Origin of the sequence: Cupriavidus sp. WS, from assembly GCF_000395345.1 — a bacterium.
Classification (GTDB): domain Bacteria; phylum Pseudomonadota; class Gammaproteobacteria; order Burkholderiales; family Burkholderiaceae; genus Cupriavidus; species Cupriavidus basilensis_B.
Window position 1 is genome coordinate 1 of the sequence record NZ_AQPL01000056.1, and the last position, 15,338, is coordinate 15,338.

Here is a 15,338-nt window from a genome sequence, read left to right on the forward strand (position 1 = left end):
GCGGCGTTCTGCTGCGTGACCTGATCCATCTGCGCCACCGCCTGGTTGACCTGGGCGATGCCGTTGCTCTGCTCGCGCGAGGCCCGGCTGATCTCGTCCATCATGGTGGTGACGCGCCCGACCGCGCCGACGATGTCGTCCATCGTCTCGGCGGCGTCGCCGGCCAGCGTGGAACCCGCCTCCACGCGCTGCACCGATTGCGAGATCAGCGTGCGGATCTCCTTGGCCGAGCTGGCGGCGCGCTGGGCCAGGCTGCGCACCTCGGTGGCCACCACCGCGAAGCCGCGCCCGTATTCGCCGGCGCGCGCCGCTTCCACCGCGGCGTTGAGCGCGAGGATATTGGTCTGGAAGGCGATCCCGTCGATCACCGCGATGATCTCGACGATGCGCCGGGAGTCGCCCTCGATCTCGCTCATGGTCTGCAGCACGCGCCCCACCGAGGCGCCGCCGGTCTGCGCGATCTCGCGCGCCTCGCCGGCCAGCACGCTGGCCTGGTCGGCGCTGCTGGCGTTCTGCTGCACCGCTGCGGTGAGCTGCTCCATGCTGGCGGCGGTCTGCTCCAGCGAGGAAGCCTGCTCCTCGGTGCGCTGGGACAGGTCGAGGTTGCCCTGCGCGATCTCTCCCGCGGCGGCCAGCACGTTCTGCGCGCCGGCCTTGGTGTCGCCGATCAGCACGCGCCAGGTCCGCACCAGCGACAGCAGGTGACGCTTGACCTCGCTGAGCTCGTCCTTGCCGCGCGCTTCCGCGTGCACGGCCAGGTCGCCGGCATTGATGCGCTCGACCATCCCCGCCACCTCGCGCACGTCGCCGCGCATGCCGGCGGCGAAACCGGCGAACAGGTAGAGCGCCGCGCCCACGGCCAGCAGCGCCACGCCGCCGAGCATTTCGAGCTGGCGGGTCTCGGCGGCGATGCGCCGCGCCAGCATGGCGTGCGTGATGTCCGAGAATTCCTTGTTGACCGAGGACACCGCCTCGATGGCGGCGCTGGCGTTGTCGAAGTACGCCTTGGCGTCGATGGAAATGCCGCCGGTGCCGAGCATCTTGTCCCTGAGCGTGCCGTGGAAGGCATCCATCGCCGACAGCTTCGCCTGCGCCGCGTCCACGCGCTCGCGGTAATCGGGCGCGGCGCGCAGGACGCGGCCGATGTCGCGCCGCACTGATTCCAGCCCGTCATGAATCTGCTCGGCCAGCGCCGCCAGGTCGGCTTGCTGCGCCGCGTCGGAATAGCCGCCCTGGGTGATGATGGCCGCGCCGCGGCCGCGCGCCAGCGCGCTGAGCTCGGCCAGCTTCGGCATGGGCCCGACCAGCAGGTTGATCAGGTAGTAGGAGCCGGCATCGGGGTCCAGCGCGAGCGAGGAACGGTCGGCCACGTCGCCGATGAACAGGCGGGTCTGCTTGACCAGCGCGCTGTGCTGCTCGAACAGCGGCGCGGCGGTGCCTTTCAGGCCCGATTCATGCATGGCCTGCCACGCCTGCGCGAGCTTTTCCGCATCGGGCACCACATCGAAGCCGCTGCTCGCGGCGGCGTCCTGCCTGAGTTGCGCGAGGTGTGCCGCCGCCTTGGCATCGGCGGCGTCGAAGGTGGCGCGGAAGGCGGCATTGCCCGCCAGCACGGCGTTGGCCGCGCCGCGCCTGACCTGCGTCTCGCGCATGAAATCGAGCGCGCGGTCGACGATCACGAGGCCGCGCAGTTCGTCGCGCGCGGCGCCGACGGACTGCAGCGACATGCTCAGTACCGCGTAGAGCGCGCCGCACAGCGGGATCAGAAACAGGACGGCCAGCAAGGCGAGCTTGCGGATGATGTTCAGGCGCGCCATCAGGCGCACTGCGGGGGAAAGAAAAGACACCACGAAAATCCTTGGGAAAATACTCGCATGCGGCTTGTATCGGCTGCGCGCCGGCATCCTGAAGGCCTTGATGACAGCTTATTTTTTCGCCGCACAACGACGGGGCGAGAACGGCACAGGCGCGGTGCGGCATGCCCGCAAAGCGGGCGCCGGCAAGCGCTGGCGGGAAGGGACCGATTGGGCAAAGGACGCGGGAAACGGGTAAGCCGGCGGCAGGATGGCAAGAAGGTCAGCAAAGGGCCAACAAAGCGGACACAAAACGGACGCAAAGAAAACGTACAACGAAGCCAAGCGAAGCCGGTGCGATGCACCGGCCAGGAGGCACGCCGGGAGGCACGAAAGACCTTGAACCTATTCGCGGCAATGCTGTCTTTTGGTCAGCAGTTTTGTCCTCGAAGGCCTGCGAGCGCGGGCTACCCTACCCAGGAGTCACCGATGCTGAGTCCCCATGAATTTGCCACCTTGCTGCTGGTCCGCGATGCGCAGGACTGCCTGGAACTCGACCCCGTCGATCTGGACACCCTGGTCGAGCGCGGCCTGGTGTCGCTCGAGGATTGCACGGGCGGGCATCGCTGCCCGCGCGTCACGGCACATGGCTTCGCCGTGCTGAAGGCGGTGGGCTGGCGGGACGAGGTACCGCGCCAGGCACAGTGGCAGGCGCGGGCGCAAGGCACGCAGGCGCTGTAGCACGCGGCATGCCGGCACTTCCACCGGCATGCGCGCGGACGGGCGGCGCGCACCGCCGCCCGCGCGGGCAAACGCAGCAGGCAGGCAGACAAGCAGGCAAGCGGGCGCGCAGCAAGCGCCGCTCAGTGAAAATCCCGGCTCATCACCATCAGGCGGCCCAGCAGCGGGCTGAGGTCCACCAATTGCTGCGCCACCAGGTGCCTGACCTCGCCCTGCCGCTGCCAGGTGCCGATCACGCCCAGCATGGTGGCGCCCAGCACTTCCTTGCGCTGGCGCTCGATCAGGTCCGGCCACAGGATCACGTTGACGGCGCCGGTCTCGTCCTCGATCGAGACGAAGATGGTGCCGCTGGCGGTGGCGGGCCGCTGGCGCACGGTGACGATGCCGCAGGCGCGCACGCGCCGGCCGTTGCCGCACTGCGCAAGCTGCCGCGCGGTGGCGAATTTCATGGCCGCCAGGCGCGGGCGCAGCAGCGCCAGCGGATGCGACTTCAATGACAGGCCCGTGCTGGCGTAGTCGGCGGCCACGTCTTCGCCCAGGCGCGGCGCGGGCAAGGCAAGCGCACTCTCGGCCGGCGGCGCCGCGTAGAGCAGGTCGCGGTGGGCCGCCTGCAGCGCGGCGGCGCGGGCCTGCCAGCGCGCCTGGCGGCGATGCCCGGCGAGCGCGGACAGCGCATCGGCGGCGGCCAGCGCGTCGATGTCGTGGCGGTCCAGGCAGGCGCGCAGCACCAGGTCTTCCACGCTGGCGAAGGGCCGCCCGGCGCGCGCCGCCTCGATGCGCAGCGCCACGTCCTTGCTCATGCCTTTCACGCGGTCGAGGCCGAGCCGCACGGCCGGGCTGGCGCTGCCCGCTTGCGTGCCTGCTTGTGTGCCTGCTTCCGTGTCCATGTCCGCGTCCATATTTGCTCCCACCTCCGCGCTCCCATCCGCATCCGCTTCGAGCGTGCTTTCCCAGCCGCTCACCGTGACGTCCGCCGGCAGCGTGCGCACGCCGTGGCGGCGCGCATCCTGCACCAATTGCGAGGGCGAGTAGAAGCCCATCGGCTGGCTGTTGAGCAGCGCGCACAGGAAGGCGGCCGGATGGTGGCACTTGATCCACGCGCTGAGGTAGACCAGCTTGGCGAAGCTGGCGGCGTGGCTTTCCGGGAAGCCGTACTCGCCGAAGCCTTCGATCTGCCGGCAGATGGCCAGCGCGAAGGACTCGGGATACTTGTTGGCGGTCAGCCCCCTGACCAGCTTGTCCTGGTACTTGCGCAGGTCGCCCTTGCGCCGCCACGCCGCCATCGAGCGGCGCAGATGGTCGGCCTCGCCGGGCGTGAAGCCGGCCGCGTCGATGGCCAGCTGCATGACCTGCTCCTGGAAGATCGGCACGCCCAGCGTGCGGCCCAGCACGTTCTGGATGATCTTGTCGTGGTACACGGGCTGCTTGCCGGTGCGCCGCACCACTTCGCGCCGCTTGAGGAAGGGATGCACCATGCCGCCCTGGATCGGGCCGGGCCGCACGATGGCCACCTCCACCACCAGGTCGTAGAAGCTGCGCGGCCGCAGGCGCGGCAGCATCGACTGCTGCGCGCGCGACTCCACCTGGAACACGCCGATGGTGTCGGCCGCGCAGATCATGTCGTAGGTCTTGCCGTCCTCGCGGGGAATCTCCGCCATGCGCATCGGCCCGCCGGACGGCCCCGGGATCATTGCCAGCGCGCGCCGGATCGCCGACAGCATGCCCAGCGCCAGCACGTCCACCTTGAGCAGGCCGAGCGATTCGAGGTCGTCCTTGTCCCACTGGATCACGCTGCGCTCCGCCATCGCCGCGTTCTCGATCGGCACCAGCCGCGACAGCTTGTCCCGCGCGATCACGAAGCCGCCGACGTGCTGCGACAGATGGCGCGGAAAGCCGCGCAACTGCATGGTCAGACTGGCCCACTGGCGCACCGCCAGCGACTCCGGGTCCAGCCCGTATTGCGAGATGCGCTCGATGAAGCCGCGCGGGCCGTCCCACCACGCCTGCCCCTTGACCACCTGCTCGATCACGCTGGCGTCGATGCCGAGCGCGCGGCCCACGTCGCGCAGCGCGCTGCGCGAGCGGTAGGTGATCAGCGAGGCGGCCAGCGCGGCGCGGTCGCGGCCGTATTTCCCGTAGATGTACTGGATGACCTCTTCGCGCCGCTGGTGCTCGAAGTCGACGTCGATGTCGGGCGCCTCGTCGCGCTCGCGCGAGAGGAAGCGGCCGAACAGCATGTTGGCGTCGGCCGGATGGACCTCGGTGATGAACAGGCAATAGCAGACCAGCGAGTTGGCCGCCGAGCCGCGCCCCTGGCACAGGATGTCCTTGCTGCGCGCGAAGCGCACGATGTCGTGCACGGTGAGGAAGAACGACTCGTAGCCTTTCTCCCGGATCAGGCCGAGCTCGTCCGCCAGCTGCTTGTCCCACCTGGGATCGAGGCCGTCGGGAAACCGTATCGCCTTGCCCTTCATGGTCTCGCTGTACAGGTAGCTGAACGGCGTCAGGCCGGCGGGCACCAGTTCCTCCGGATATTCGTAGCGCAGCGTGTCCAGCGAGAAATCGCACATGGCGGCAATGCGCAGCGTCTGCGCCAGCGCCTCGCGCGGGTAGAGCCGCGACAGCCGCTGGCGCATGCGCAGGTGCTGCTCGGCATTGGGCGCCAGCGCCATGCCGCACTCGGCCAGCGTCTGCCCGGTGCGGATCGCGCTGAGCACGTCGGACAGCGGCTTGCGCGAGCGCACGTGCATGGTCACGGCGCCCGCCGCGGCCAGCGGCACGCCGGCCTGCGCCGCGGCGTCCTCCAGCCGCTGCCGGTGCAGCGCGTCGGCATGGCCCTGCAGTTGCTCGAGCGCGATCCAGGCGCGCTCGCCGAAGACCTGCCGCATCCAGCGCGCCTGCCGCAGCAGCGCTTGCGGCTCGGGGCAGTACGCGGGCAACAGCAGCGCCACGCAGCGGGGCATGCCGCGCAGGTGCGCGTGTTCCGCTGCGGGCGCGGCGATGTCCTCCGGGCGCAGGCGGTAAGCGCCCTTCTCCGCGCGCCGGCGGCCCAGCGTGATGAACTCGCAGAGATTGCCGAAGCCTTCGCGGTCCTGCGCCAGCAGCACCAGGCGCAGGGCCGGCTCATCGTTCTGGCCGTCCTTGCCATCCTGGCCGGTCAGCGTGAAGCGGCTGCCGATCAGCAGGCGGAAGGCCTGCGCGGCGGCGGCGATGGCGGAGAGTTCTTCATGGCGCCGCAGGCGGGCCTCGGCGGCCTCGCCGGGGCCGGCGGCTTGCAGCAGGACGTCCTGCGCGCCGGGGTCGTGGCCTTCGCCGTCTTCCGCCTCCTCCGCGGCCAGGGCTTCGAGGTCGTCCTCGTCTTCGTCGTCTTCCTCGCCCGCGTCGAGGCCGGCGGCCAGCCGCGCCGCGCTGCGCGCGAGCGCGGCGCTGGCGCGCTCGCGCAGGTCCTTGAGCGCGTGGTGCGCGCGCGCCGTGCCGGCCACCGAGCATTCGTCGGTGAGCGCGAGGCCGCCATAACCCAGCGCGAACGCGCGCTCGATCAGCTCGACCGGATGCGAGGCGCCTTCGAGGAAGGTGAAGTTCGAGATGCAGTGCAGCTCCACGTAATCGGGCAAGGCCGGCAGCAGCGCCGAGAGCGCGGGCGGCAGGGCGGAAAACGAAGGCGCGGCGGGCAGGCTGGACATGATCGAAGACGGATATGAAACAGGGTGAGGCCAGGTCGAACCAGGTGAAGCCGGATGGAGCCGGACGAAGCCAAGCGAAACGAAGCCGGGCAAGACGGAGCGGGATGCAACCGGACCGGGCCGGATGGCGCGCGGCGCGGGCGCGCTCGGTGCGGCCGGCTCAGAACAGCCCGTGCAGGAACCAGCGGTATTCGCCGCCCTCCTCGCGCCCCGGGCGCTGGCGGTAGACCCAGCAGCGCAGGCCGTCGGCGCGCTCGGCGACGAAATAGTCGCGCGTGGCGAGCGCGTCGTCCCACCAGCCAGACTCGATGCGCTCGGGCCGCGACAGCAGCACCAGCGGCCCGCCGTGGCAGGGCCGGTGGCGCTGCACGGCCAGCGGCAGCGGCTGCGCCAGCAGCCACGGCGGGCGCGCGGGCCAGGCCTGCGCGGGTGCCGCCGGCGCGCGCGCGGGCATCTCGTCCACCGGGCACCAGCGGCTGGCGCGCTCGGGCCGGTGGTCCGCCAGCGGCAGGGGCTGCAGCACGTTCTCGCGGCCCAGGCGCGCCATCAAGGTGTCGAGCAGGCGGCCCAGCCCGGCCGGCGTGCCGCCCGGCTCGGGAAACAGCGCCTCGCTGCGCGGCAGGCATTCCTGCATGGCCTCCACCACCAGCAGCAGCCCCACCGCCGGCACGGTGAACTGCACCTTGTCCAGGCGCTCCTGCAGCAGCCGGCACAAGTGCGCCGGGTCGCGGCTGGGCTCGGCCAGGCTTACCGTCACCGGCGTGGCCGGGGTCTCGCAGCCCAGGCGGTAGCGCTCATGCTCGAGCCGCAGCGCCAGGCGCGTCACGCCGGCCTGCCGCACCGCCAGCCAGCCGCCCAGCGCCAGCAGCAGGCGCTGCGCGCCGGCCATCACGCCCTGGACCGATTCGGTGCGGCCCGGCAGCTCCATGCGCTGCGCGAACTCGGGCGGCGCGGCGAACCAGGCGAAGCGCACCGGCACCTCGCCATAGGCCTGGTCCAGCCGCGCCAGCACGTCCGCGCCGAGGCGGCGCTGCAAACCCGCGCGCGGCAGGCCGCGCACCTCGCCCACGGTGCGGCAGCCGATGCCGTCGAGCCAGCCTTCGTCGGCCACGTTGCGCAGCATGGCCACCGGCAGGCGGTCCAGCAGCCGCGCCATGCGCGCCGGACGCAGCGCGCGCCGCGCCGGGCGCACCATGCGGCCGTGCCGGTCGCGCCGGAACGGCTGCGCCGCCAGCCACGCCGCGCCGAAGGCGGTCGGCGCGCAGCCCAGTTGAAGGAACACGCCCAGCCGGCGCACCCGCGCATACACCGCGCGGCACAGCGCGCGATGCCCGCCGAACAGCCGCACGCTGGCGCCCGCGTCGATCATCACCGTGGCCGCGTCGGGCTCCGGATGCAGGCTCACGTGCGGCGAGAAATGCAGCAGCGCCAGCGCCAGCGCCGTCATCAGCTGCGCCTCCGCCGCCGGCTCGCGCTCCAGTTGCACCACCTGCGCCGACAGGGCCTGCACCCCGCCGCGCCGCATGCCGGCCTGCACGCCCAGCGCCACCGCCGGGGTATTGGCCAGCACCACGCGCTCGCGCTCCATCACCGCCACCGGCACGCCGTGATGCAGCACGCCGGGGACCGCGGCGGCAGCGTCCGGCTCAGGCCAGTTCGGCTGCAGCGCGTCCAGCGACAGGCGCGGCAGATGCACCGCGATCCAGTACGACATGGTCTTGCTCTCCCGCAACGGCCTGTGAAACCCGCGGCAACGGCGCCTCCGCAGGCGCGGGCCGCGGCGCGGACGGGCGGCCCGGCACCGCCGCCATCTCGTCGAGCGGCAGCACCAGCGGCTGCTCGCGCACCGGGCCGCGCCGCTTGTGGAAGGTGATCGACACCGCATTGCCCGGCGCCGGCGCCAGCAGCAGGCGCAGCACCGCCGGCGACGACTCGCGCAGCACGCTGGCCGGGCGCACGGCCCACGCCACCGCGTCGCCCGCCTGCGCCAGCACCTGCAGGCGGCGCAGCGCCTCGGGCCGCGCCGCGGGCAGCCACACCACGACCCCGCCGAAGGCCTGGCTGCGCAGCACCTGCTCGGCCGCCCACAGCAGGTCGGCCTGCGCCGCGGCCTTGCCGGCGCCGGCCGGCGCGCGCACCCAGAACACCTGCCGCGCCGGCAGCCCCCAGCCGGCCAGGCACGCCGCGTTCGGCAGGTGCGGCGGCCCCACCAGCGCCAGGCGCCGCGGCGCCGCCGCCAGCGCGGCCAGTGCCGGGCGCAGCAGGCGCAGCTCGCCCACGCCGGGCTCGGCCAGCAGCAGCTCGGTCAGCGCCCCCAGCGGCCAGCCGCCGCCCGGCAATTCGGCCGACAGCGCCGCATGGCCGGTCTCCAGCGCCGGCACGCTGCCCGCCTGCCCCGCGCGGCCGAGCTGCCCGGCGCGCCACAGGCCGGGATGGCGCTGCGCGAGCGCCTCCAGCGCCGCCTGGCGGCCAGCCTCGGCGGGCTGGACCACGGGCGGCACGGGTGGATCAACGGGCGGCGCGTGCGAGCCGGAGGAAACGAGGGAACTCATGTGATGCTTGCGACCTTGTGACGGCCTTATCCGCGCGGCAAGGCGGCGGGATAAGGTGGGACAAGGCGGGATAGGCGGAATCTCCGAATACTGTATGTTTATACAGTATCGCGGCGGACGCAAGGGGGAGATGCAGGGAGTGCCGGGATCGCCGCCCCGTGGCGGGACGGCGGCGGGACGGCGGCGGGATCGTGACGAGAAGGCGGCCGGGACACAGCCGCCGCGGGCATCGCGGCAACGGTGTCCCGGCCCGATTTGCGCTACGAGAAGCGCGCTTCCGGATCGGGCACGTTGCCCTGCCTGGCGAGGAAATCGAGGTCGCAGCCTTCGTCCGCCTGCAGCACGTGCTCGATGTGCAGCAGGCCGAAGCCGCGCTCGTAGTGCGGCGGCGGCGCGACCCAGGCCTTGCGCCGCGCTTCGATCTCGGCCTCGTCCACCAGCAGGTCGAGCCGGCGGCCTTCGGTGTCGAGGCGCACCAGGTCGCCGTCGCGCACCAGCCCCAGCAACCCGCCCACGCGGCTTTCCGGGCAGACGTGCAGGACGCAGGTGCCGTAGCTGGTGCCGCTCATGCGCGCGTCGGAGATCCGCACCATGTCGCGCACGCCGGCCGCCAGCAGCTTCTTGGGGATCGGCAGCATGCCCCATTCCGGCATGCCGGGCGCGCCGGTCGGGCCGCTGTCCTGCAGCACCAGCACGCTGTCCGCGGTCACGGCGAGGTCGGGGTCGTCCACGCGCGCGAGCATGTCCTGGAAGTTGCGGAACACCACGGCCGGGCCGGTGTGCTGGAGCAGGCGTGGGTCGGCCGCGGCGCGCTTGAGCACCGCGCCGCGCGGCGCCAGGTTGCCGCGCAGCACCACCAGCCCGCCGGCCCCGTAGACCGGGTTTTCCTCGGTGCGGATGACGTCGTCGTTGTAGACCTCGGCCTGCTCGATGTTCTCGCCCAGCGTGCGGCCGGTGACGGTCTGGCAGGACAGGTCGAGGTGCCCGGCGATGCGCTTGAGCAGCGCCAGCAGCCCGCCCGCGTAGAACAGGTCCTCCATCAGGTAGGTGCCGCTGGGCTGCAGGTTGCACAGCACCGGCACCGTCTCGCTGGCGCGCGAGAAATCGTCGAGCGACAGTTCGACGCCGAGGCGGCGCGCCATCGCCACGAGGTGGATGAGGGAGTTGGTCGAGCCCGACAGCGCCATGTCCGTGACCACGGCGTTCAGGAAGCTCTGGCGCGTGACGATGTCCTTCGGCCGCAGGTCTTCCCACACCATCTCGACGATGCGGCGCCCGGACATCGACGCCATCTGCGAATGCGTGGCGTCGACCGCGGGGATCGAGCTGGCGCCCGGCAGGGTCAGCCCCAGCGCGTCGGCCATGCTGGTCATGGTCGAGGCGGTGCCCATCGTGTTGCAGGTGCCCGGCGAGCGCGCCGTGCCCTCGCCGACCTGCCGCCACGATTTTTCGTCGAGCTTGCCGGCGCGGTAGTCGGCCAGGGCCTGCCAGGTGCTGGAGCCGGTGCCCAGCATCTGCTGGCCGCGCCAGTGCCCGCGCAGCATCGCGCCGGCGGGCACGAAGATGGCCGGGATATTCATCGATGCGGCCGCCATCAGCAGCCCGGGCGTGGTCTTGTCGCAGCCGCCCAGCAGCACGGCGCCGTCGATCGGGTGCGAGCGCAGGATCTCTTCCGCGTCCATCGCCAGCAGGTTGCGGTAGATCAGCGTGCTGGGGCGCACGTAGGTCTCGCCCACGCTCAGCGTCGGCATCACCACCGGGAAGCCGCCGGCCTGCCAGACGCCGCGCTTGACCTCCTCGATGCGCTGCGGGAAATGCGTGTGGCAACTGTTGAGGTCCGACCACGTGCTGAGGATGCCGATGACCGGCTTGCCCTGGAAGTCCTCGCTGGTGTAGCCCATCTGCTTGGTGCGGTACGACTTGTGGTTGCCGGGCTGGCCGGCCGCGCCGAACCAGCGCTGGCTGCGCAGCTGGGACAGTTCAATTCGCTTTCTGCTCATGGGGAATGGCTCTCAGGCGGCGGTGATTTCCGCGAGCAGGGCTTCGCTGCGCCGCGCCAGGATCGACAGGTCGGAGCCCACCGCGACGAAGTCGTAGCCCTGCGCCAGCAGCTCGCGCGCCTGCGCGGGGTTGAAGTTGAGGATGCCCGGCGCCTTGCCGGCCGCGCGGATGTCGGCCAGGATGCGCGCGATCGCCGCCGTCACCTCGGGCGCGCCCGGCTGGCCGTACAGCCCCATGTTGGCGGCCAGGTCGTTGGGGCCGACGAACAGGCCGTCCACGCCGTCGACCGCGCCGATCTCGCGCACGGCCGCGGCGGCCGCCGGCGATTCGATCTGCACCACGATGCACTGCGCCTCGGCGTAGCGCTGGCCGTAGTCCTTGATGCGCGAGAAGCCGTTGGCGCGCATGTTGCCGCTCACGCCGCGGATGCCGTGCGGCGGGTAGCGCGTGGCGGCCACGGCCTGCCGCGCTTCCTCGGCGGACTGCACGAACGGCACCATGAACGAGCGGATGCCGGCGTCGAGCAGGCGCTTGAACACGACCGGCTCGTTGGCCGGGATGCGCACCACCAGTTCCGCCGTGCCGCCCTGCGCGGCGCGCAGGTGGTCGACGACCTGGGAGACGTCGACGCAGGCGTGCTCCATGTCGAGCAGCAGCCAGTCGTAGCCGGAGCCGGCCACCACCTCGGTGACGTGGGGGCTTTCGAGCGTGAGCCACAGGCCGGGCTGCTTGCGCCCCTCGCGCAAGCCTTCCTTGAAGCGGTTCGGTCGCAGGGTTTCAGGTGTTTTCATGTCAGTCGGCCTTGATGTTGGCGGCTTTGGCGAGATTTGCCCACTTGGGCGCTTCGGTGTGCACGAAGGCATTGAATGCCCTGGCGTCCATGCCCGCGGGCTCCAGCCCCTGGCCGCGCAGTTGCTGGACCACCTCGGGCTGCTGCAGCGCCTTGAGCACCGCGCGCGACACCGTGTTGACGATCGCGTCGGGCGTGCCCGCCGGCGCGAGGAAGCCCTGGAAACCGGTGGCATCGATGCCCGGCAGGCCGGCCTCGGTGAAGGTCGGCACGTTGGGCAGCGTGGCCAGCCGCTTGCTGCCGGTGACGGCCAGCGCGCGCAGGCGGCCGGTCTGGACGAACGACTGCACCACGGGCGGCGCGTCGACCATGAACTGGACCTGCCCGCCGAGCACGTCGTTGAGCGCGGGCACGCTGGCCTTGTACGGCACCATCAGCATGTCGACGCCGGCGCTGCGCTTGACCATCTCCATGGCGAAATGCTGCGACGAGCCGACGCCGGCCACGGCCGCGCTGATCTTGCCGCCGCTCGACTTGCTGTAGGCAATGAATTCCTTCAGGTCGCGCGCGGGCACGCCGGGGTTGACCACGGCCACGAGCTCGTTGGTGGTGGCGCGGGCCACCGGCACGAAATCCTTCAGCGGATCATACGAAAGCTGCTTGTAGATGGCCGGATAGATCACGATGACGCCGGTATTGGCCAGCAGCAGCGTGTAACCGTCCGCCGGCTGGCGGGCCGCGTAGGCGGCGCCGAGGATGCCGCCCGCGCCGGGCCGGTTGTCGATCACCACCGACACGCCCAGGTATTCGGACAGCTTCGATTGCAGGGTGCGGGCGATGAAGTCGATGTTGCCGCCGGGCGCGAACGGCACCACCAGCCTGACCGGCTTGTCGGGATACTGGGCCGCGGCCACGGTGGCCCACAGCATGGCCACGCAGGCCAATAAGCGCTTCATGAATGTCTCCGGATGGTTTTTATAGGTGAGCACGGAAAGTCTAGGTGTGCCCTCATGGATTGTCAATAATCTAATCGATAATTCAACGGGCCGACAGCCTGGCCTGCCCGGCGGGGTCGCGCCGGGGCGGGTAGCACATACCGCGGGGAAAAAGAAGGTCGTTGCGCAGCGGCCCGGCAAGGCCGGAAGCGGCGGCGCCCGATGCCGCTCCTGTGGCGGACCTTGGGCGAGCTTGTGGCGCTCTTGTGCCGCCCTATGCCGCTCTACACCGCCCCATGCCGCCTTATGTCGCCCTACGCCGCGTACCGGTGCACGAACTTGGTGTTCAGGTATTCCCGCACGCCGATCTCGCCGCCCTCGCGGCCGAAACCGCTTTGCTTGATGCCACCGAACGGCGCCTCCGGCGTGGCCACCGCCGTGGTGTTCACGCCCACCATGCCGGACTCGAGCGCGTTCGCCACGCGGTCCGCGGCCTCGGCCGAGCGCGTGTACAGATAGGCGGCCAGCCCCGCCTCCAGCGCGTTCGCGCGCGCGATGGCCTCGTCGGCATCGTCGACGGGAACGATCGCCATCACCGGCGCGAACGGCTCCTCGTGGAGGATCTCGGCGTCGTCCGGCACGTCGGCCAGCACCGTGGGTTCGTAGAAATAGCCGCGGACCAGCTCGGGCGGACGCCGCCCGCCGCACAGCAGCCGCGCGCCGCGGGACAGCGCATCGCGCACCAGCCGCTCGGTGCGCACCCGCTGCCGCTCGGTGGCCAGCGGCCCCATGTCGATGTTCTCCTGCTGGCCGTTGCCGACGCGCAGGCGCCGGGCGCGGGCCACCACCGCGGCCTCGAAGGCCGCCATCACCGGACGCGCGACGAAGAAGCGGCCCGGCGACACGCACACCTGGCCGGCGTTGCGGAACTTGGCCTGCACCGCGGCCGCCGCCGCGGCCTCGACGTCGGCATCGTCGAGGACGATGAACGGCGCATGCCCGCCCAGCTCCATCGTCAGGCGCTTGACGGTATCCGCGCTCTGGCGGATCAGCAGCTGGCCGACGCGGGTCGAGCCGGTGAAGCTGATCTTGCGCACCGCCGGCGCGGCCATCAGCGGCGCGACCACGTCGTCGGGCGTGCCGATCAGCAGGTTGACCGCGCCCGCGGGCACGCCCGCGTCGTGGCAGCACCGCACCAGCGCGGCCACGCTGCCCGGCGCTTCCTCGGCCGGCCGCACGATGACCGCGCAGCCGGCCGCCAGCGCCATCGCCAGCTTGCGCGCGGCCAGGTTGACCGGGAAATTCCACGCCGTCAGCGCCAGCACGACACCCACCGGCTCGTAGCGCACCTCCAGCCGGCTGGCCGCCGTGCGCCCGCCCAGCACCAGGCCGTAGAGGCGCCGGGCCTCGTCCGCGCACCACTCGAAATGCTCGGCGGAGACCGCCACCTCGGCGCGCGCCTCGGCCAGCGTCTTGCCGACTTCCAGCGTCAGCAGGCGCGCCAGTTCCTCCTGGCGCTCGCGCATCAGGCGGCCGACCTCCCGCAGCACGTCGGAGCGCGCCCACGGCGCCGTCCCGCTCCAGCGCTCCAGGCCGCGCTGCGCGGCCCGCAGCGCGGCGCCGACCTCCGCCTCGCCGGCGCCGGCCACGGTGCCGAGCAGCGTCTCGGTGGCGGGATCGATGACCGGAATGGCGGGGGCATCGGCAGCCGCGGCCAGGACCTCGGCCCCGTCGATGAAGTGTGTGGGTGTCTTGTACATGATGCCTCTCTGTGGATCGTTGGGACGGGGATGCGCCGCGGCAGGCTCATGCCTGGCAAGACATCCGGTCGGGTCTGGCGGGGTGCAGAGGACGCGGGGCGTCCGTGCCGCGATTCTGGGACGCCCCAACCATATTGTCAATAATAGTATTGATATTAATATGGACGAAGTCGCCGCGCCGCATTGACCGCCCGCCGCGGCCCCGCGTAACCTCTCTCCGGGGCGCATGTAGAATTGCCGCGATCCACGTCCCTGCGGGAAGGCGTGCGACGCGGCGCGCGGCGCCGCGCCCTGTCCCGTCTTACTTACGATCCATTCATGTCCGTCGCGCAAAACCGCCATATCGAATCCGCCAGCAAACCCTTCGACGTTCCCGCCGCCGTGTGCGAACTGGAAGAGGACATCGTGCTCGGCCGGCTGCATCCGCGCGAACGGCTGATCGAAGACGACCTGATGCGCCGCTTCGACCTCAAGCGGCACGCCGCGCGCGAGACGCTCTCCGAGCTGGCCCGCCTCGGGCTGGTCGAGCGCCGCAAGAACATCGGCTGCGAGGTGCGCGCGTTCAGCGCGCGCGAAGTGGCCGAGCTGTACCAGTTGCGCGAGCTGCTCGAGAGCGAGGCCGCGCGCATCCTGCCCTGCCCGCTGCCCGAGGAAGGCCTGCAGCGCCTCATCGAGATCCAGCGCGAGCACGATGCCGCCGTCGCCGCGAACGACCCGCGCGCGGTGTTCCGCAGCAACCAGCACTTTCACGAGACGCTGTTCGGCTTCTGCGAGAACGCCACGCTGCAGCGCGCGATCCAGGAATACGCGCGCCAGACGCACCCGATCCGCTTCAGCTCGCTGGTCGACCCGGCCTACCGCGCGCGCGCGCGCGACGAACACTGGGCCATCATCGACGCCCTGCGCGAAGGGCGCCGCGACGACCTCGTCACGTTGTGCCGCAATCACCTCGCGCCGTCGCGCGACGCCTACCTTGCGCTGAACCGGCATCTGTTCGCCGGCGCCTGAAACCGCGCGGCGCCACGCGCCCCTGACACCACGCCGGCCACACACGCCGGCCACGCCGGCTGGCCGCGCCAGCCC

General features: G+C 71.6%; 10 protein-coding genes. 2 read left to right on the forward strand and 8 right to left on the reverse strand.

Annotated features, from left to right (window positions below; all coding sequences use genetic code 11):
* Positions 1 to 1,847 (reverse strand): methyl-accepting chemotaxis protein (locus K206_RS0105860; RefSeq protein ID WP_231401561.1); only part of this gene is annotated, 1,847 nt, incomplete at its 3' end.
* Positions 1,848 to 2,282: 435 nt separating this feature from the next.
* Between K206_RS0105860 and K206_RS37580 the strand changes: the two genes are divergently transcribed.
* A complete protein-coding gene (locus K206_RS37580) occupies positions 2,283 to 2,534 on the forward strand; it encodes a hypothetical protein (protein ID WP_020201483.1) in 252 nt (83 codons plus the stop codon).
* A 122-nt stretch (positions 2,535 to 2,656) separates the two neighbouring features.
* Here K206_RS37580 and K206_RS0105870 read toward each other — a convergent pair whose 3' ends face one another.
* From K206_RS0105870 to K206_RS0105900, 7 genes are all read right to left on the reverse strand, one after another.
* Entirely contained in the window at positions 2,657 to 6,217 is a 3,561-nt protein-coding gene (locus tag K206_RS0105870) for an error-prone DNA polymerase (RefSeq protein ID WP_020201484.1), read from the reverse strand.
* 160 nt (positions 6,218 to 6,377) lie between these two features.
* The gene (locus K206_RS0105875; protein ID WP_020201485.1) at positions 6,378 to 7,931 is read right to left on the reverse strand and encodes a DNA polymerase Y family protein; all 1,554 of its coding nucleotides are present in this window, start codon (positions 7,929 to 7,931) and stop codon (positions 6,378 to 6,380) included.
* Positions 7,864 to 8,769, reverse strand: a complete 906-nt coding sequence (imuA, locus tag K206_RS0105880) for a translesion DNA synthesis-associated protein ImuA (RefSeq protein ID WP_155887965.1) — start codon at positions 8,767 to 8,769, stop codon at positions 7,864 to 7,866. The genes K206_RS0105875 and imuA overlap by 68 nt, the downstream gene beginning before the upstream one ends.
* A gap of 260 nt (positions 8,770 to 9,029) precedes the next feature.
* Complete coding sequence (araD, locus tag K206_RS0105885) at positions 9,030 to 10,769, reverse strand: L-arabinonate dehydratase (protein ID WP_020201487.1); 1,740 nt, start codon at positions 10,767 to 10,769, stop codon at positions 9,030 to 9,032.
* A 12-nt stretch (positions 10,770 to 10,781) separates the two neighbouring features.
* Positions 10,782 to 11,561 carry an HpcH/HpaI aldolase/citrate lyase family protein gene (locus K206_RS0105890; RefSeq protein WP_029043283.1) on the reverse strand — a complete coding sequence of 260 codons (780 nt, stop codon included), beginning with the start codon at positions 11,559 to 11,561 and terminating at the stop codon, positions 10,782 to 10,784.
* Between the two features lies 1 nt (position 11,562).
* Positions 11,563 to 12,516 carry a tripartite tricarboxylate transporter substrate binding protein gene (locus K206_RS0105895; protein WP_020423690.1) on the reverse strand — a complete coding sequence of 318 codons (954 nt, stop codon included), beginning with the start codon at positions 12,514 to 12,516 and terminating at the stop codon, positions 11,563 to 11,565.
* A gap of 293 nt (positions 12,517 to 12,809) precedes the next feature.
* Positions 12,810 to 14,255: an NAD-dependent succinate-semialdehyde dehydrogenase gene (locus K206_RS0105900; protein WP_020201490.1), complete on the reverse strand. Its 1,446-nt coding sequence runs from the start codon at positions 14,253 to 14,255 to the stop codon at positions 12,810 to 12,812.
* Positions 14,256 to 14,573: 318 nt separating this feature from the next.
* On the opposite strand from K206_RS0105900, the gene K206_RS0105905 reads away from it, so the two are divergent.
* A complete protein-coding gene (locus K206_RS0105905) occupies positions 14,574 to 15,263 on the forward strand; it encodes a GntR family transcriptional regulator (protein WP_020201491.1) in 690 nt (229 codons plus the stop codon).
* Positions 15,264 to 15,338 lie beyond the last annotated feature (75 nt).